Source organism: Streptomyces sp. DH-12 (assembly GCF_002899455.1).
Classification (GTDB): domain Bacteria; phylum Actinomycetota; class Actinomycetes; order Streptomycetales; family Streptomycetaceae; genus Streptomyces.
Genome location: NZ_PPFB01000001.1, coordinates 1129968 through 1147629, shown reverse-complemented (window position 1 = coordinate 1147629; position 17662 = coordinate 1129968). Strand labels below are relative to the sequence as shown.

The window sequence follows — 17662 nt, the reverse complement described above, 5'->3', positions numbered from 1 at the left end:
CGATGCCGGGCTTCGGATGATTACGGCGTTCTGTCCGATTGGGCCGGTTAGGGATAACCTGCCCTAGTAGGGCGGGATTTGGGGATGGGGTGCGTGAGCATCGTCATACCGGTGACCGTGTGCTGTCGCCATGTTCACGTAATTCCCCCCCGTGACAGGGGAATTCGCCCGTGTACCGCTTCCGACATCAACGCACGGTGACGTCTTTTCCCCCTTTCGATCACGTAAAAAGCGGGTTCGCGGGAACCCGCGCTTGTTTCGCCGCGTCGGGGTCGCTTACGTTCCCAACCGATCCGGACGGACGCCTAATCCTGCCGCCGCCCGGAGCCCGCACACACTGACCCGACGTACGGCAGGAGCGGGGGACCCACAGGTACGACTGCCTGTTCCGGGCCCCGGAAACAGGCTTGGGGTTAAGCCGCGCGGCAACGCGGCCGGACATCTCCAGTCCGCACCCGACAGCTCACCTCGTAGGCGCCGGAGAGGAATTCGTCATGCCCGCGAAGGGTAAGCACCGCCGTACCAAGGCTCAGCGTTTCACCCGCTCCATCGCCGTCGCCGGAACCGGTGGCGCCGCGCTCGCCCTGCCGTTCCTCGGCGCCACCGGCGCGCACGCCGCGACGCCGCAGGCGGCCCCCGAGAAGTCGGTCCAGTCGCTGTCCGTCACCGGCCAGCAGGCCAAGGCCGACAAGGGCGACGAGGCCCGCACGTACACCGTGAAGGCCGGCGACTACCTCGCCAGGATCGCCGAGGCGGAGCACGTCGACGGTGGCTGGAAGCAGCTCTACGCGGACAACCGCGAGGCCGTGGGTGACGACCCGTCGCTCATCCACCCGGGTCTGAAGCTCTCCCTCGGCGGCAAGGCCGTCGCCGAGAGCGCGCCCCGGCAGTCCACTTCGCCGCAGGCGTCGAAGCCCGCCGCTCCCAAGGCCGAGAAGCCCGCCGAGAAGCCCGCTCAGCAGCCCGCGCAGAAGTCGTCCGAGGAGTCCGCCTCCGACGGTGCCTCCACCCAGACCACCTCCGCCTACAGCTCGCCGGTGCCCGGCGGCGGTGTCGGCACCGCCTACAAGGTGGCCGGCAGCATGTGGTCCAGCGGCTACCACACCGGTGTCGACTTCAGCGTCCCGACCGGCACCTCCCTGAAGGCCGTCGGAGCCGGCACCGTCGTCTCCGCCGGCTGGGGCGGCGCGTACGGCAACCAGGTCGTCATCAAGCTGAACGACGGTCACTACGCCCAGTACGCCCACCTGTCCTCGCTGTCCGTCTCGACGGGCCAGACGGTGAGCGCCGGCCAGCAGGTCGGTCTCTCCGGTGCGACCGGCAACGTGACCGGCCCGCACCTGCACTTCGAGATCCGCACCGGCCCGGACTACGGCTCGGACGTGGACCCGGTCTCGTACCTCCGCTCCAAGGGCGTCTCCATCTGACCCCTCGCGGCACCCTTCCTGACACGCGCGCCGAAGGCCGGCCCCGATCCACGGGGCCGGCCTTCGGCGCGTCCGGGCCCGGACCGTACCTGTTCCGGGCTCGGTCAAACCTCGGAGTGGCTTATCTCACCGTCCGTCAACCCCTCCCTACGGTCGCGTAGGTCACATCGGAAGGTGAATCATGTGCGGTTGTGGCAGACGATTCGAAGAGTGACAAGGCAACAGTGATCGGGTCGTACGTGGCGGTGGGGGACAGCTTCACCGAGGGCGTCGGCGACCCCGGCCCCGACGGGGCGTTCGTCGGCTGGGCCGACCGGCTCGCCGTCCTGCTCGCCGACCGCAGGCCCGAGGGCGACTTCCAATACGTCAATCTCGCGGTGCGCGGCAAGCTGCTGGACCAGATCGTGGCCGACCAGGTCCCGCGGGCCGTCGAACTCGCCCCCGACCTGGTCTCGTTCTGCGCGGGCGGCAACGACATCCTGCGCCCGGGCAGCGACCCGGACGAGGTCGCCGAGCGCTTCGAGAAGGCCGTCGCCCGGCTCGCCGCGGCGGCCGGCACGGTCCTGGTGACCACCGGGTTCGACACCCGTGGCGTTCCACTGCTCAAGCATCTGCGCGGCAAGATCGCCACGTACAACGGGCATGTGCGGGCCGTCGCCGACCGGTACGGCTGCCCGGTGCTCGACCTGTGGTCGCTGCGCAGCGTGCAGGACCGCAGGGCCTGGGACGCCGACCGGCTGCACCTCTCGCCCGAGGGGCACACCCGCGTCGCGCTGCGCGCGGGCATGTCCCTCGGCCTGAAGGTGCCCGCCGACCCGGAACAGCCGTGGCCGCCGCTCCCGCCGCGCGGCACCCTGGAGATCCGCCGGGACGACGTCCACTGGGCCCGCGAGTACCTGGTGCCGTGGATCGGCCGCCGTCTGCGCGGCGAGTCCTCCGGCGACCACGTCACGGCGAAGGGGACGCTGTCCCCGGACGACATCCGCTCGTGGATCGCGGCGGTCGCATGACGACAGGGGCGGGTCCGGAGCCCTGGCCCGGACCCGCCCCTGCGGGTTCTTCCACCACCCGCACCCGCTGTCGGAGCCGCCGCACATAATGGAATCTCCGATCGATTCCCTGTGGAGGTACCGTGGCCGCTTCTTCCGCCCCCGGACCGGGGCTGAGCGCCCTGCGGCCGCCTGCCTTCGGTGCGGAGCCGGCAGGCGAGCGCCTGGCGAGGATCCGCAGGTCCCCGCACTTCGCGAACGGCGCGTTCCAGAACCCGGGCGGTCCGGCCCGTGTGCGCCCCTCCGGGTCGAGCCGGGACATGGCCAGGTTGTACCTGGACAAGGACGCCCGCTCCCGTCGCGCCCCGCGGGGCGCGATCCCGGTGCATCCGACCACCCTCGCCGACCTGACCCGCCCGCCCGTGACCGGGCTGCGTCTGACGTGGGCGGGGCACTCCGGTGTGCTCGCGGAGATCGACGGGCAGCGGGTGCTGTTCGACCCCGTGTGGGGGGAGCGCTGCTCGCCCTTCCCCTTCGCCGGACCGAAGCGGCTGCACCCCGTTCCGCTGCCGCTGGCCGCGCTCGGCCCGGTGGACGTCGTGGTGATCTCCCACGACCACTACGACCACCTGGACATGCCGACGATCAGGGAGCTGGCCGGCACGGACACCGTGTTCGCCGTGCCGCTCGGCGTGGGCGCGCACCTGGAGCGCTGGGGCGTCCCCGGGGAGCGGCTGCGCGAGCTGGACTGGCAGGAGTCGACGCGGGTCGGCGGGCTCACCCTGACCGCGACCCCGGCCCGGCACTTCTGCGGGCGGGGCCTGCGCAACACCCAGCACACCTTGTGGGCCTCCTGGGCGGTCGCCGGTGAGCGGCACCGTATTTACCACAGCGGCGACACCGGCTACTTCGACGGCTTCCGCGGCATCGGCGCGGCCCACGGCCCGTTCGACGCGACGATGATCCAGGTCGGCGCCTACTCCGAGTTCTGGCCGGACATCCACATGACGCCCGAGGAGGGCGTGCGCGCGCACCTCGACCTCCAGGGCGGGGAGCCGGGCGGCGTGCTGCTGCCGATCCACTGGGGGACGTTCAATCTGGCGCCGCACGCGTGGGCGGAACCGGGGGAGTGGATGAAGGACGCCGCCGAGGAGGCCGGCCAGGCGGTGGCGTTCCCCCGGCCGGGCGAGTCGTTCGAGCCGGCGGGGAAGCTGCCGGTGGAGGCGTGGTGGCGGGCGGTCTCCGGTCCGATCGCCCGTCCGTGGCGCCGTCCCCGGATCGCTGGGGGTGTGGCCGAGACGAGCGAGGGGCATCTCGACCACGCCGGTGAGCGGTGACGCCGGCCGGGGACGAGGCGGTCCAGTGGTTCCCCTTCGCCAGGACCGCGACCCTGGCGTCAGGGACGCCACGGAACCCGGAACAGCTCACTCAGGAGCCGACCGGGTCCGGTGCGTGCGTTCTCGGCGTTCTCCCGGGCCGAGAGGTGACACCGTCTCAGATGGTCGGGGTGTCGTCGACAACCGGCTTGTGAATTTCGACGACCGGCTTCCACCCCGTGGAGAACTCGATGAAGTCCGCGCGGGTGGGGTAGGTGTCGATCGCCCGACGGTCACGCTTGGGGCTGTCGCTCGCCTTGCGTCCCCGGGGAATCTGCTCCTCGTAGATGTCGACCTTCACGTCGGGAACCTCCTTGAGGCCCTGGCGCCAGATCTGCACGACGTCGGCGCCGAACGCCTGCCGGACGGCAGCGTAAAGGGCCGTGAGGGACCCCTTGTCCCCGCCGGGGACGAAAAGCGCCAGGTCCAGCACGACACCGGCGGACTGGAGGACCTCGATGGTCACCGGGCCGTTCTCGTCGGCCAGGTAGATTCCGGCTTCATTCTCGTCGTCGGGGAGGCAGGTGACCTCTTCCTGGAATACGGTTCTCGCCGTGATCGAGCCGCCCTCGAAATTCTCGCCGGCCTTGGTCAGGAAAGCAGGGACATAGCAGTCGGGGAGTTTGAGCGCTGCGGTGTCGGCGGAAACGAAGATCTTGTCCTTCATGCCGAGCTTCGTCACCTCTTCCAGCGAGAGGCGGCGAGCGGCGATCTTCTCCGTGTTCACGATTTCCCTTTCAGGTTGCACTGTCCCTCCGGGCAAGGACGCTATCACGAAACCCTGAGGTCAACTGCCCAGTGATCTTTGGGCACATGGCCTCTGACGGCCTGCGCGGGAGGATAATGGAGCGGGTGCCACTCGGTCGGGAACACGCATCCGCCGGGCAGTATCCCCCGTCATGGCGTGAGTGATCAACTGGCGATTGCATTCGGTGCGTTGGGTAGCACGGAGGAACTAAAAGAGGGTTTACGGTAGATATCGCCCACATCGCCTTCGGGGGCGGCGAGGTGGGCGTGGGCGACCCATTCGTCGTGCATCTCGAAGAGCGCAGCGGAAACCAGCCGGGTGGCGATAACGCAACGGCGCAGTCCCCACCGGCGGCACGCGGAGCGTTCGCGGGTGACGGAGCGGCTCGGAAAAGGACCGTCGCTTCCGGCCGGCACCCGATCTCGTCGTGGGCGGTCCTCATGACGTGGCCTCCGCGGCCGTCCCGGCGTGCAGACGGGTGAGTGAGGGGAACGGCACCGCCTTCGCGTCGGATACCGTTCCGGCGACGAGGGGCAGGGCCGCGTGTCGGTGCCAGGCGTGGACCACCGGCAGGCCGGGGCCCACCGGCAGGCCGGTGACCACGCCCTCCCCGTACCGCTCCCGGAGCAGCGCGTACGGCCGAAGGGTCCAGCCGTCGCGGACGTCGGTCGGCGACGGGTCGTGGAGGGCGGTCACCGCAGGCCACAGCTCCGCGGGAGATGCGCGGTGGGACAGACGGCCGCCTCCCCCGGCCGGGCGCCCCCTTCGAGCCGGGCGGGGACCTGTCCACCGGGCCCGGGTGGCGCCCGCTCACCCGGCCCGTCCCGCGGTGCGGAGCACCGGCACCCCGCCGCACGGCACGGAGGCGCACACCGGGGGCCTCGACCTCGCGGGTGATCGCTGACCCGGCGGGCACGACACGGAAGACGGGCGGGCCGGAGATCTCTCTCCGGCCCGCCCGTCGCTCGCCTCACACGCGCTCAGGGAGTGGCGGTGACCGACTTCGGGCCGGTCTCCGCCGCCGCTGCCTCCGCCGCGAGGCGGCGGCGCCGGGTGGCGGGTCCGAACACCGCCAGGACCACCGCCCCCAGCGTCCAGGTGCCCGCGATGACCATGAAGACCGCCTGGTAGCCGACGCCGTTGTAGACACCGGCGATCATCAGCGGCCCCACCGCGTTCGACAGCCGCCCCAGACCGTAGGCGATGCTCGTGCCCAGCGAGCGGCCCTCGGTGCTGTACAGCTCGGGGGCGTACGCGTACGCCAGGGCCGTGTAACCGCGCTCGAACAGGTTGACCAGGAAGCCGAAGACGACGATCAGCACCGGGGTGAAGGTCAGCCCGTAGAGCAGACCGGATCCGGCGATGACCAGGCCGAACACCACCAGACACCACTTGCGTTCGAAACGGTCGGTGACCATCGCCGCGAGGAAGGAGCCGAGCGGCGCGCCCACGGTCGTCAGCGCGACGTAGAAGATCGAGTCCTCGACGCTGACGCCCTCGGCGGCCAGCAGGGTCGGAGCCCAGCTGGAGTAGCCGAAGAAGCCGATGGTCTGGGTGATCCACAGGACCGACAGCAGGATCGTCGGGTACAGGAACTTCTTGTCCTTCAGCATGGTCAGGCCCGGCTTGACCGCCGGCCCCTTGGGCGTCGGCTGCTGCGGCTCGGGCAGCGGGCCGTGCTCGGCCGTCGCACCGGCTTCGATGCGGGCCAGCACCGCCTCCGCCTCCTCGTGCCGGCCGCGCGTCTCCAGCCACTGCGGGGACTCCTCGAGCCGCCGCACGAAGAACAGGAACAGCGCCCCCAGCGACCCCCACAGGTAGACCAGCCGCCAGGACCAGTCGGACATCGGCACCACCGCGGAGGCGATGAGGTTGGTGACGGGCGTGCCGCAGATGCCGATGACGATGGCGTACGCCTGGAACTTGCCGCGCTTGGCGCTGGGGAACAGCTCGCTGATGTAGACGACGGCGACGACGGTCATCGCGGACAGGCCCGCCGAGGTCAGCACGCGGAACACCCCGAGGGACCAGATGTCCCAGGCGAACACGCAGGCGAACGACCACACCGTGAACCACAGGGTGGTCAGGGTCAGGGTGCGTTTGCGCCCCAGCCGGTCGGCCAGCCCGCCGGCCACGACGGCGCCGATGAACATGCCCACGAAGGACAGGGAGGTGACGTAGGCGACGGTGTCGACGTCGGCGCCCCACTGCTCGCGTACCACCGGCGCCGTGATGGCGAAGGTGTTGATGTCCGCGAACTCGAAGAAGTAGGCGAACGCCACCGCGAGGATGGTCCGCTTGTGGAACTTCGTGATCGGCAGCCGGTCGAGCCGGTTCGCCGCGTTGGTGGTGCGGATGTGCTGCACTGCACGCTCCAGGGAAGGGGAGGACCCGTCTCACCGGGCCGGGGGGTGACGACGTCAGCGGGCCTCTTCGGGCCAGTACAGACGCAGGGGGTTGTCGACCAGCAGCGCCCGCCGGCGCTCGGGGGTGGTCGCGATGTGCGGGATGTGGTCGACCAGCAGACCGTCGTCGGGCATGTGGTCCTTCAGGTTCGGGTGCGGCCAGTCGGTGCCCCACAGCGCCCGGTCGGTAAACTCCTCGACGACCTTGCGCGCGAACGGCACCACGTCCCGGTAGGCGTGCCGCTCCCCGTCGAGCGCGGGTGGTCCGAGGACCGTGAGCCGCTCGGGGCAGGACACCTTCACCCACACGTCGTTCTCCGCCACGAACCGCAGGAAGCGCGCGAACTCCGGCCCGTCCGGGCTGCGGGTGACGTCCGGGCGGCCCATGTGGTCGATGACCAGCGGCACCGGCAGGGAGGCGAAGAAGGGCTCCAGGTCCGGCAGGTCCGCCGCCTCGAAGTACAGGACGACGTGCCAGCCCAGCGGCGCCACCCGGCGGGCCACCGTCTCCAGCGCCTCGCGCGGCGCCGCGTCCACCAGGCGCCGGACGAAGTTGAAGCGCACCCCGCGCACTCCGGCGTCGTGCAGCCGGCGCAGCTCCGCGTCGGTGACGTCCGGGCGGACCGTCGCCACGCCGCGGGCGCGCCCGCCGGCCGCGCGCAGGGCGTCCACCAGGGCGCTGTTGTCCGCGCCGTGGCAGGTGGCCTGCACGATCACGTTGCGGTCCACGCCCAGGTGGTCGCGCAGCGCGAACAGGTCGTGCTTGGAGGCGTCGACCGGGGTGTACTTCCGCTCCGGGGCGAAGGGGAACTCGGCGGCGGGGCCGAAGACGTGGCAGTGGGCGTCCACCGCTCCCGGCGGCAGGACGAACGAGGGCTTGCTCGGCCCGCGGTACCAGTCGAGCCAGCCGGGGGTGACCGCGGTGTCGTGGTCGGTCATCGTGCTCCTCGGATCTCAGTCGACGTAGGTGAGGCCGAGCTCGGCCAGCGGTCCGCGCATGCCGTACATGTCCAGGCCCAGCTCGCCGGCCCGGAACCGCTCCCGCTTGCCCTCCTCCGCCGCCTCGCGCCGTGCGGACGCCTCGGCGACCTCGGCGGCCCGGGCGGCCGGGACGACCACCACGCCGTCGGCGTCGGCGACGATCACGTCACCCGGGTTGACCAGGGCGTTCGCCACGACGACGGGGACGTTGACCGACCCCAGGGTGGCCTTGACGGTGCCCTTGGCGTTGACCGCCCGGGAGAAGACGGGGAAGTCCATCCCGCGCAGGTCGTCCACGTCGCGGCAGCCGCCGTCGATCACCAGGCCCCGGGCGCCCCGGGCGCGCAGTGACGTGGCGAGCAGTTCCCCGAAGAAGCCGTCCTCGCTCTCGGTCGTACAGCCGGCGACCACGACGTCGCCCTCGCGCACCTGCTCGGCGGCGACGTGCAGCATCCAGTTGTCGCCGGGCTGCAGCAGCACGGTGACCGCGGTCCCGCACAGCCGCGCGCCCTCGTACACCGGCCGTATGTAGGGGCGCATCAGTCCGAGGCGGCCCATCGCCTCGTGCACGGTCGCGACCCCGAACCGTGACAGGGCCTCGACCGCGGCCGGGTCGGCGCGGTCGACGGTCCGGTGGACGACTCCGAGCTGGTGCATGGTGCGTTGCTCCTTGCTTTCAGGGGGCTTCCGGCCCCGCGGGGGACGGGCGGGGTCAGCGGCCCCGGGCGGTCAGACGGGCGTCGAGGCGGGGGTAGACCCGCCGGGCGTTGTGCTCCTCGACGGCGGCCAGGTCCTCGGGGGTGAGGCCCGCCTTCTCGACGTAGCGGCGGGTGTCGTCGAAGTGGTGGCCGGTGCGCGGGTCGATGCCGCGCACCGCGCCGACCATCTCGGAGGCGAAGAGGACATTCTCCACGGGCATCACCTCCAGCAGCAGGTCGATGCCGGGCTGGTGGTAGACACAGGTGTCGAAGAACACGTTGCGCAGCAGCGACTCCTCCGGCTCGGGACGGCCGAGCGCCTGCGCCAGCCCCCGGAAGCGGCCCCAGTGGTACGGCACGGCGCCGCCGCCGTGCGGGATCACCAGCCGCAGGTCCGGGAAGTCGGCGAACAGGTCGCCGGTGAGCAGCTGCATGAACGCGGTGGTGTCGGCGTTGAGGTAGTGCGCCCCGGTGGTGTGGAAGGCCGGGTTGCAGCTGGTGGAGACGTGCACCATGGCCGGCACGTCCAGCTCGACGAGCTTCTCCCACACCGGGTACCAGGACCGGTCGGTCAGCGGGGGAGCGGTCCAGTGGCCGCCGCTCGGGTCCGGGTTGAGGTTGACGGTGACCGCGCCCAGCTCCAGCACCGCCCGCTCGAGCTCCGGGACGACGGTCGCCGGGTCCGCGCCGGGGGACTGCGGCAGCATCGCGCCGGGGACGAAGCGGTCCGGGTACAGCTCGGACACGCGGTGGCACAGGTCGTTGCAGATGCGCGCCCAGGCGGCGGACGTGGCGAAGTCACCGATGTGGTGGGCCATGAACGAGGCGCGGGGGGAGAAGACGGTGACGTCAATGCCGCGCTCGTCCATCAGCCGCAGCTGGTTGGTCTCGATCGTCTCGCGGATCTCGTCGTCGCTGATCACCGGCCCCTCCGGGGCGGGTGCCCGCAGCGGGTCGGTGAGCGCGGCCACCTGCGCGTCACGCCACTGCCCGAGCGGGGCGGGGGCCGTCGTGTAGTGACCGTGGATGTCGATGATCACGCGTGCTTCTCCTGACGGGTGGGAGTGGGGTCCCAGACGGAACGGGGGACGAGCAGATCGCCGGCCATGAGGAGGCGGGCGGTGCGCAGCAGCGCGGAGCGGGTCACCCGCTGCGGGTCGGCGGGGTCGAGGCCCAGGGTGACGCTGAACTCGCCGGAAGGGTGCTCCACGGAGACGGTGGGCTCCGTGCCGGACACCCCGGTCGCCACGTCCCGGGCGACGGTGCCCTCGATGACACAGGCGGTGGCCGCGGTGACAGCGGCCAGCACGCCGATGGACTGGTGGCAGACCCGGGGGATGAGACTGCGGGTGCTGAGGGCGCCGCCGTGCCGGGGCGGTGCGACCAGGGTCATCTTCGGGTAGTTCCGCCCGCTGACGTCACCCAGGCCCATCACCTCCCCGCACACCAGGCGCAGCGCCTCCACACGGGCCTTGAGCGCCTCGTCGGCGTCGATCTCGGCCGGGGACTCGTAGCCGGTCGCGCCCAGCCGGGCGGCCTCGACGATCACCAGCGGCTGGCCGTTGTCGATCAGCGTGACGTCCACGGCGCCCACCCCCGGCACCTCCACGGTGTCCCGTGCGCGTCCGGTGGGCAGGAGGGCCCCCGCGACGGAACCGGCGGTGTCCAGGAAGCCGATCTCGACCGGGGCGGCGGTGCCGGGGACGCCGTCGATGCGCGCGGCGCCGTCGTAGGCGACGTGCCGTGCCCCCGCGGCGTCGGCCGGGGTGGCGACGGTGATCTCGGCGACCATGCCGGTGTTGCGGGTCAGCACCCGGGCCGTCGTACGGTCGCCGGTGGGCACGACCATGCCGGTCTCGACGGCGAAGGGCAGCACGGCGGCGAGCATGTTGCCGCAGTTGGCCGACGTGTCGACGGTGTCCCCGTCGGGCTGCACCTGGGCGAAGGTCCACTCCACGTCGACTCCGGGCCCGGTGCCCGGTCGTACCAGGCCGATCTTGCTGGTGAGGGGGTGCGCGCCGCCGACGCCGTCGATCTGCCGAGGGTCGGGCGAACCCATCGCCGCCAGCAGGACGGCGTCCCGCGGGCCGGGTTCGGCGGGCAGCAGCCGCGCGTCGAAGAAGGGGCCGCGCGACGTGCCTCCCCGCATGAACAGGCACGGGATCGCGGTCTGGGAGCCGCGGCGGGCGACCTCGGGGGCCCGGACGGCTGCGACGGCGGACATGGTCGCTCCTTCGGTGGACGGATGTGAGGCGGTGGGCGGGATGTGACGTGACGGGCGGATGTGACGCGACGGACGGATGTGTCACGACGGACGGATGTGTCACGACGGACGGATGTGGCGCGATGGGATGCGACGCGGTGGTCGATGCGAATATGCGAGGAAGCTAAATCATCAACGAGATTGTTGACAAGATGTTCAGAAGAAATTGTTCACCTGGTTCGGTCCGGGTGAGGTCGCCCCTGTGCCGCGCATTAGGGTTCTCCCAGCGAGAGCCGTCGGGGACGGGCGACGGAGGACGAGGGAAGAGGTCGATGGAGTGACGGACAAGCTGACGGGCGCCGCCGGCCGCGAGTATGTGGCGAACACCATCCGGCAGGCCCTGCGCTCCGGGGATCTGGTACCCGGGCAGCGGCTCGTCGAGCTCGACCTCGCCGAGGCCTACGGGACCACGCGCGGCGCCGTCCGTGAGGCGCTGCAGGACCTCGCGGCCGAGGACATCGTCGAGATCGTCCCCCGCCGCGGCGCCCGCATCCGCGCGGTGTCCGTCGTCGAGGCCGTGCAGATCACCGAGTGCCGGTCGGCGCTGGAGCAGCTGTGCGCACGGAAGGCGGCCACCCGGGCGAGCGAGGAGCAGCGCGCGGAACTGCGGCGGATCGGCGCCGACATGCGGCAGGCCGTCGCGGACGGCGCCTGGGAGGCGTACTCCGCCCTCAACCAGCGGCTGCACGAACTGGTCATCGAGGCCAGCGGGCAGGAGGTCGCCCGCCGCCAGCTCGAGCGGCTGAACGGGCCGATGGTCCGCTTCCAGTTCCGGCTCGCCCTGCGCCCGGGGCGCCCCGCGCAGTCCCTGCCGCAGCACCTGGCGATCATCGACGCGGTGGCCGGCGCCGACCCGGACGCGGCGGCGCGGGCGGCGGCGGCGCACCTGGACGACGTGATCGAACAACTGCGGGCGTCGGCCGCGCAGACGCCGGCGCCTCGCGTCTGACGGGCGCCCGCACCCGCCTTTCACTACTCAGGGTGATGTTCTGGCCGGAGGGGTGGTCCGTCTTCGGGGCCGCCTCCCTGGCAGCCGATGCTCTGGGGGCGTGCCCTGTCCGCTCCGCGCCCCCCTCCGCACCCTCGCGCCCCGCATGCCCCCTGACCGCTTCTGACCAGCGTTGATCGCTTCGCGATCGCTCCCGTCGCATCCGGTCGAACGGTTATCGGTCTGTCGTACGACGCCTCATACCAGAGCGCGATGCTGTCCGCACGAGTTTGTCAACTGCCCACCGCACATGATGCGGTGACGACTACGGTGAGTGTCGGTCGCCCGGCGTGACGGCTCGCGACGGCTCATGTCGCAGGACGCCTCGCGCCGAGGGCCGCGTCGTAGGGATCGGGATCAGGGAGCGGGGACCGGTACGTGCAGCCACAAGGCGGACGAGGGAGCCGACGGGGCGAGGGGTCCCGCCACCCGGGACCGGCCGGCGCCGCGGTCGTGGCCCGCGCGCCCGAGAGCGGCGCCGCCCCCGAGGCCCCCGGAACCGGCCCCGGAGCCCGTCGCGACGGCACCGCCGCCCGGCCGGAGCGACGCGAGGGAGGACGGCACGGACGTCCGCCGGCCCGCCCCGCGCCCGGCCCGCCCGAGTCGCCCCTGCGGTCCCAGCTCCTCCGTCTCGCCGTGCTGCCGCCCGTCGCGGTGGCGCTGAGCGCCTGCGCCGCCGTGCTGTTCACCGTCCGCTCCAGCGGCATGCGGCCGACCGGGGCGCTGTGGGCGGTGCTCGGCGGCGCCACCGCCGTGGCCCTCGCCGGCATCGTCATCGCCGCCGTGGCCGCCGAGCGCGCGGCCCGCTCCGTGCACGACCGCGTGGGCGCCCTGCGGCGCGGCACCGCACGGCGCGAGGCCGACCTGCACGCTCTCGTCGAGGCGCTGCGCAACGGCGAGCCGCCGCCCCCGCGCGGCCGGCGCACCGGACCGGCGGACGACGGCGACGAGTTCGACCAGCTCGCGGCCGACCTCGCCCGCGCCCACGACGGCGCCGTCGCCGCCGTGGTGCGGGCGGCGCGGCTCTCCAGCCAGGCCGGCAGCGAACAGAAGCTCGAGGTGTTCGTCAACCTCGCCCGGCGACTGCAGTCCCTCGTCCACCGCGAGATCTCCATCCTCGACGAGCTGGAGAACGAGATGGAGGACCCCGACCTGCTCAAGGGGCTCTTCCACGTCGACCACCTCGCCACCCGCATCCGCCGCCACGCGGAGAACCTCGCCGTGCTCGGCGGGGCCGTCTCCCGCCGCCAGTGGAGCAACCCGGTGCCCATGACCGAGGTGCTGCGCTCGGCGATCGCCGAGGTCGAGCAGTACTCGCGGGTCAAGCTCGTGCCGCCGGTCGACGGCACCCTGCGCGGGCACGCGGTCGCGGACGTCATCCACCTGCTCGCCGAACTCGTCGAGAACGCCACGGTGTTCTCCGCCCCGCACACCCAGGTGCTGCTGCGGGCGAACCTCGTCACCTCCGGACTGGCCGTCGAGGTCGAGGACCGGGGCCTCGGGATGCCCACCGGCGAGCAGGACCGGATGAACGCGCTGCTCGCCGACCCCGACCAGGTGCACGTCGCCAGCCTGCTGGCCGACGGCCGGATCGGCCTGTTCGTGGTATCCCAGCTCGCCCGGCGGCACGGCATCCACGTCCGGCTGCAGACCAACATCTACGGCGGTGTGCAGGCCGTGCTGGTGGTCCCGCAGTCCCTGCTCGGCGGCGAACCGCCCGCCGTGACGGGGGCGTCCGGGGCGGGCGCCGTACTGTCGCCGGCGGGGACCGGCGCGGTTCCGGCGGACCGTCACCCACCTGCTCCGTCCGCCCCGGTGGACACCCGGGCGGACGCCCCGGCTCCGGCGAACACGGTGACGCACACCCCCGCAGCCGGGAACATCCCGGCCGGGAACCCCGCCCCCGCGCCGCCCCTCACCCCGGCCGCCCGCCCCGGCAGTGCCCCGCCCCCGTCCCCCGACGACGGCGCCGTACCCCCGCCGCTGCCCCTGCGCGGCGCCCGCACCGCGCGGCCCGCCCCCGCCGAGGCCGTGCCCGGCGTCCACCCCACCGGGCACGGCGGGCAGGACGGGCAGGACGGGCACGACGGGTACGACGGCGCCGGGGACCCGCGGCCCACCCCGTTCGCGCCCCGCACCACCCCGGTGCGCGGCACGATGGGCAAACCCCGGCTGCCCCGCCGCCGCGCCCAGGAGCACATCGCGCCGCAGCTGCGCGACGGGCCCGCGCCCCGGCAGGACGGCGAGCACGTCGCCGGCCACGACCCCCAGCTGATGGCCGCCTTCCAACGGGGCATCAGCCTCGCGGAGTCCCAGCCGGAGTCCCCCGCGCCCGCGCGGCCGGCCGTGCCCGCACCCCGCACCGACCACACCGCCCGGCACGACGGGAGCGCGTCCGCCGGATGACCACCCCCGCCCCCAGCGCTCCCGCAGACCTTCGTACCCCAAGGAGTCGATCCACCATGGCGAGCGATGCGCCGACCGCCCAGGTTTCCGACCTCGACTGGCTGATGAGCGGCCTCGTGCAACGCGTACCGCACACCCGGAGCGCCGTCCTGCTGTCCTGCGACGGACTGGTGAAGTCCGTCCACGGCCTCGACCCGGACGCCGCCGACCACATGGCCGCCCTCGCCTCCGGCCTGTACTCCCTCGGCCGCAGCGCCGGCATCCGCTTCGGCGACGGCGGCGACGTCCGGCAGGTCGTCGTCGAGCTCGACTCGACGCTGCTGTTCGTCACCACCGCCGGGTCCGGCACCTGCCTCGCGGTGACGGCCGGCCGGGAGGCCGACGCGGCGGTGCTCGGCTACGAGATGGCGATGCTGGTCAAGTCCGTCCGGCCGTACCTGATGACCGCTCCCCGGCAGCAGGGTGCCGAGCCCCCGGCGATGAGGCCTTGAGCGTGCGGGCGGCCGGTGACGGGCCGTGGCTCGACGACGCGGCCGGCCGGCTGGTGCGCCCCTTCACGGTCAGCGACGGCCGGACCCGGCCGACCGTCGCCCTCGACCTCATGTCGCAGGTGCGGGCCACCGGCGCCACCCCGCTCGGTCACCTCGGCCCCGAGCACGCGCAGGCCCTCGACCTGTGCCGCGCCCCCGTCCCGGTCGCCGAGGTCGCCGCCCATCTCGGGCTGCCGGTGGCCGTCACCAAGGTGCTGCTGGCGGACCTCGTCGACTGGGGGGCGCTGACCGACAAACCCCCCGCGTTCCACCACCACCCCACGGACCGGGCCCTTCTGGAGGCAGTGCTCGATGGACTACGACGACAGCTCTGACCGGGCCGACGGCGCCGGGCACGGCGACGACCTGTTCCCGACCGCCCTCAAGATCCTGGTGGCGGGCGGGTTCGGGGTGGGCAAGACCACCTTCGTCGGCGCGGTCAGCGAGATCGCGCCGCTCAGCACGGAGGAACTGCTGACCACCGTCAGCGCCGCCACCGACAGACTCGACGGCATCGAGAACAAGGTCGAGACCACCGTGGCCATGGACTTCGGCCGCCTCACCCTCGACGCCGCACACGTGCTGTACCTGTTCGGCACGCCCGGCCAGGAACGCTTCTGGTTCATGTGGGACGAGTTGTGCGAGGGCGCGCTCGGCGCGGTGATCCTCGCCGACACCCGGCGCCTGGAGGAGTGCTTCGCCGCGGTCGACTTCTTCGAGCAGCGGGGCCTCGGATTCATCGTGGCCGTCAACGAGTTCGACGGCGCGTACCGCTACGCCCCCGAGGAGGTGCGGGCCGCCCTCGACCTCCCCGGGGAGGTGCCCGTCGTCCGCTGCGACGCCCGGATCTCCAGCTCCGGCGTGCAGACCCTGCTCACCCTCGTCCGCCACCTCATCGCGCACGCCCCCGCCACACCCACGGGGTACGGCGCCCCCATGTGATCCCCGCACCCCTCACGGAGCCCCTCCATGAACGTCGCCCACGCCCCGGGAGCCCGCCCATGAGCTACGACCCGCCCCGCCCGGCCGGTCGGCTGCTGCTCACCCCGGAGGACCGGCAGGCGCCGGAGCGCGCCCGCAGGCTGCGCCGGCTGGGACTGGGGGAGCACCCCGATCCCGAACTCGACGCCTTCGCCCGCGGCCTCGCCGAGTTCACCGGGGCGCCCTACGCCGTGGTCAACCTCCCCGGCGAGCACGGGCAGTTCTTCGCGGGCCTGCACACCCCGGGCGTCGCCCCGGTCCTCCGCGGCGACGGCACCGGCGCCCTGCTGGGCCGGGCGCTGCCCCGGGACCACGGCTTCTGCCCGCACGTGATCGCCCGCGGCAAGGCGCTGGTGCTGGAGGACGTCGGCGACTACCCGCGGTTCGCGGGCAACGCGGTGGTGGACGAGTTCGGCGTCCGCTCCTACATGGGGGCGCCGCTCACCGACGGCACCGGCATGGTGCTCGGCACCGTGGCGGTCAGCGACGTCCGGCCCCGCGGCTGGGGACAGCCCGGCCTCGCCGCCATCAAGGCACAGGCCGCGGAGCTCGTCACCCGGCTGCGGCGCAGGGAGAGCGACGGGCGGCCGCTGTGACACCCCCTCGGCCGGACGCCGCGACGGCGCCTCGGCCGCACGCCGTCACGGGACCGCGCCCGGACGGGTGACGCGTGAAGCAAAGCTGTGGCAGCGCTTAAGAAATCCTCGATGGACCGGTGAGGGTGTCGTACGGCAGATTGCAGTGCGATTCCACTCCTCTTCCCGGACCGGGCCGCTTCGGCATGCCCGGACCCGGGACTCACCCTCAGGAGCCGTAGCGTTGAAGGCGCTGGTCAAGCAGAAGGCGGAGCCCGGGCTGTGGCTCACGGACGTCCCGGAGCCCGCCGTCGGACCCGGCGACGTGCTGATCAAGGTGCTGCGCACCGGTATCTGCGGCACCGACCTGCACATCCGGAACTGGGACGGCTGGGCGCGGCAGACCATCGACACGCCGCTGGTCCTCGGGCACGAGTTCGTCGGCGAGGTCGTGGAGACCGGCCGGGACGTCCCCGACGACATCAAGCCCGGTGACCGGGTCAGCGGCGAGGGCCACCTGGTCTGCGGCAAGTGCCGCAACTGCCTGGCCGGCCGCCGCCACCTGTGCCGCGCCACCGTCGGTCTCGGCGTGGGCCGCGACGGCGCGTTCGCCGAGTACGTCGTGCTCCCCGCCACCAACGTGTGGGTGCACCGCGTCCCCGTCGACCTCGACGTCGCCGCGATCTTCGACCCGTTCGGCAACGCCGTGCACACCGCGCTGTCCTTCCCGCTCGTCGGTGAGGACGTCCTGATCACCGGCGCCGGACCCATCGGCCTGATGGCCGCCGCGGTGGCCCGGCACGCCGGCGCGCGCAACGTCGTCATCACCGACGTCAGCGAGGAGCGCCTGGAGCTCGCCCGCAAGATCGGCGCGACGCTGGCGCTGAACGTGGCCGAGTCGACGATCGCCGACGGGCAGCACACCCTCGGCCTGCGCGAGGGCTTCGACATCGGCCTGGAGATGTCCGGCCGCCCCGAGGCGATGCGCGACATGATCGCCAACATGACGCACGGCGGCCGCATCGCCATGCTGGGCCTGCCCGCCGAGGAGTTCCCGGTCGACTGGGCCCGCGTCGTCACCTCGATGATCACCATCAAGGGCATCTACGGCCGCGAGATGTTCGAGACCTGGTACGCCATGTCGGTGCTGCTGGAGGGCGGGCTCGACCTCGCCCCCGTGATCACCGGCCGCTACGCCTACCGCGACTTCGAGGCCGCCTTCGAGGACGCCGCAGGCGGCAAGGGCGGCAAGGTCATCCTCGACTGGACCGCGTAACCCATCCGCCTTCTCAGGA

General features: G+C 72.6%; 17 protein-coding genes and 1 riboswitch. Of the genes, 10 read left to right on the top strand and 7 right to left on the bottom strand.

The window, feature by feature from the left end; translation table 11 throughout:
- Window positions 1–332: 332 nt before the first annotated feature.
- Window positions 333–490: riboswitch (cyclic di-AMP (ydaO/yuaA leader) on the top strand.
- Window positions 491–494: 4 nt separating this feature from the next.
- From C1708_RS04145 to C1708_RS04135, 3 genes are all read left to right on the top strand, one after another.
- A complete protein-coding gene (locus C1708_RS04145) occupies window positions 495–1427 on the top strand; it encodes a M23 family metallopeptidase (RefSeq protein WP_106411356.1) in 933 nt (310 codons plus the stop codon).
- A gap of 224 nt (window positions 1428–1651) precedes the next feature.
- Complete coding sequence (locus tag C1708_RS04140) at window positions 1652–2437, top strand: SGNH/GDSL hydrolase family protein (RefSeq protein ID WP_106411355.1); 786 nt, start codon at window positions 1652–1654, stop codon at window positions 2435–2437.
- Between the two features lie 122 nt (window positions 2438–2559).
- Entirely contained in the window at window positions 2560–3753 is a 1194-nt protein-coding gene (locus C1708_RS04135; RefSeq protein WP_106411354.1) for an MBL fold metallo-hydrolase, read from the top strand.
- A 157-nt stretch (window positions 3754–3910) separates the two neighbouring features.
- On the opposite strand, the gene C1708_RS04130 is transcribed toward C1708_RS04135, so the two are convergent.
- From C1708_RS04130 to C1708_RS04100, 7 genes are all read right to left on the bottom strand, one after another.
- Window positions 3911–4519: a hypothetical protein gene (locus C1708_RS04130; protein WP_106411353.1), complete on the bottom strand. Its 609-nt coding sequence runs from the start codon at window positions 4517–4519 to the stop codon at window positions 3911–3913.
- Between the two features lie 459 nt (window positions 4520–4978).
- Window positions 4979–5236 (bottom strand): hypothetical protein, encoded by a 258-nt coding sequence (locus C1708_RS04125; protein WP_106411352.1) that lies wholly within the window; start codon window positions 5234–5236, stop codon window positions 4979–4981.
- A gap of 284 nt (window positions 5237–5520) precedes the next feature.
- Window positions 5521–6906: an MFS transporter gene (locus C1708_RS04120; protein WP_106411351.1), complete on the bottom strand. Its 1386-nt coding sequence runs from the start codon at window positions 6904–6906 to the stop codon at window positions 5521–5523.
- Window positions 6907–6960: 54 nt separating this feature from the next.
- Window positions 6961–7884, bottom strand: coding sequence for an amidohydrolase family protein (locus C1708_RS04115; RefSeq protein ID WP_106411350.1), 924 nt, complete (start codon window positions 7882–7884; stop codon window positions 6961–6963).
- 15 nt (window positions 7885–7899) lie between these two features.
- The gene (gene ligK / locus C1708_RS04110; protein WP_106411349.1) at window positions 7900–8583 is read right to left on the bottom strand and encodes a 4-carboxy-4-hydroxy-2-oxoadipate aldolase/oxaloacetate decarboxylase; all 684 of its coding nucleotides are present in this window, start codon (window positions 8581–8583) and stop codon (window positions 7900–7902) included.
- A gap of 55 nt (window positions 8584–8638) precedes the next feature.
- Entirely contained in the window at window positions 8639–9664 is a 1026-nt protein-coding gene (locus tag C1708_RS04105) for an amidohydrolase family protein (protein ID WP_106411348.1), read from the bottom strand.
- Complete coding sequence (locus C1708_RS04100; protein WP_106411347.1) at window positions 9661–10848, bottom strand: 4-oxalomesaconate tautomerase; 1188 nt, start codon at window positions 10846–10848, stop codon at window positions 9661–9663. Before C1708_RS04100 ends, C1708_RS04105 begins: the two co-directional genes overlap by 4 nt.
- 316 nt (window positions 10849–11164) lie before the next feature.
- Between C1708_RS04100 and C1708_RS04095 the strand changes: the two genes are divergently transcribed.
- The 7 genes from C1708_RS04095 to tdh all read left to right on the top strand — a co-directional run bounded on the left by C1708_RS04095 (window position 11165) and on the right by tdh (window position 17643).
- Complete coding sequence (locus C1708_RS04095; protein ID WP_106411346.1) at window positions 11165–11836, top strand: GntR family transcriptional regulator; 672 nt, start codon at window positions 11165–11167, stop codon at window positions 11834–11836.
- Window positions 11837–12328: 492 nt separating this feature from the next.
- Complete coding sequence (locus C1708_RS04090; RefSeq protein ID WP_106411345.1) at window positions 12329–14281, top strand: sensor histidine kinase; 1953 nt, start codon at window positions 12329–12331, stop codon at window positions 14279–14281.
- A gap of 56 nt (window positions 14282–14337) precedes the next feature.
- Window positions 14338–14772, top strand: coding sequence for a roadblock/LC7 domain-containing protein (locus C1708_RS04085; protein WP_106411344.1), 435 nt, complete (start codon window positions 14338–14340; stop codon window positions 14770–14772).
- A gap of 2 nt (window positions 14773–14774) precedes the next feature.
- The gene (locus C1708_RS04080) at window positions 14775–15146 is read left to right on the top strand and encodes a DUF742 domain-containing protein (RefSeq protein ID WP_106411343.1); all 372 of its coding nucleotides are present in this window, start codon (window positions 14775–14777) and stop codon (window positions 15144–15146) included.
- Entirely contained in the window at window positions 15124–15753 is a 630-nt protein-coding gene (locus tag C1708_RS04075) for a GTP-binding protein (RefSeq protein ID WP_106411342.1), read from the top strand. The genes C1708_RS04080 and C1708_RS04075 overlap by 23 nt, the downstream gene beginning before the upstream one ends.
- A 59-nt stretch (window positions 15754–15812) precedes the next feature.
- Window positions 15813–16388, top strand: a complete 576-nt coding sequence (locus C1708_RS04070) for a GAF domain-containing protein (protein WP_106411341.1) — start codon at window positions 15813–15815, stop codon at window positions 16386–16388.
- Between the two features lie 223 nt (window positions 16389–16611).
- Window positions 16612–17643: an L-threonine 3-dehydrogenase gene (tdh, locus tag C1708_RS04065; RefSeq protein WP_106411340.1), complete on the top strand. Its 1032-nt coding sequence runs from the start codon at window positions 16612–16614 to the stop codon at window positions 17641–17643.
- Window positions 17644–17662: the final 19 nt, after the last annotated feature.

Bases quoted from the DNA above. Each gene is read 5' to 3' on its own strand.
- C1708_RS04145 (WP_106411356.1), top strand. From the start codon at position 495: ATGCCCGCGAAGGGTAAGCACCGCCGTACCAAGGCTCAGCGTTTCACC.
- C1708_RS04115 (WP_106411350.1), bottom strand. From the start codon at position 7,884: ATGACCGACCACGACACCGCGGTCACCCCCGGCTGGCTCGACTGGTAC.
- ligK (WP_106411349.1), bottom strand. From the start codon at position 8,583: ATGCACCAGCTCGGAGTCGTCCACCGGACCGTCGACCGCGCCGACCCG.
- C1708_RS04100 (WP_106411347.1), bottom strand. From the start codon at position 10,848: ATGTCCGCCGTCGCAGCCGTCCGGGCCCCCGAGGTCGCCCGCCGCGGC.
- C1708_RS04085 (WP_106411344.1), top strand. From the start codon at position 14,338: ATGGCGAGCGATGCGCCGACCGCCCAGGTTTCCGACCTCGACTGGCTG.
- C1708_RS04075 (WP_106411342.1), top strand. From the start codon at position 15,124: ATGGACTACGACGACAGCTCTGACCGGGCCGACGGCGCCGGGCACGGC.
- C1708_RS04070 (WP_106411341.1), top strand. From the start codon at position 15,813: ATGAGCTACGACCCGCCCCGCCCGGCCGGTCGGCTGCTGCTCACCCCG.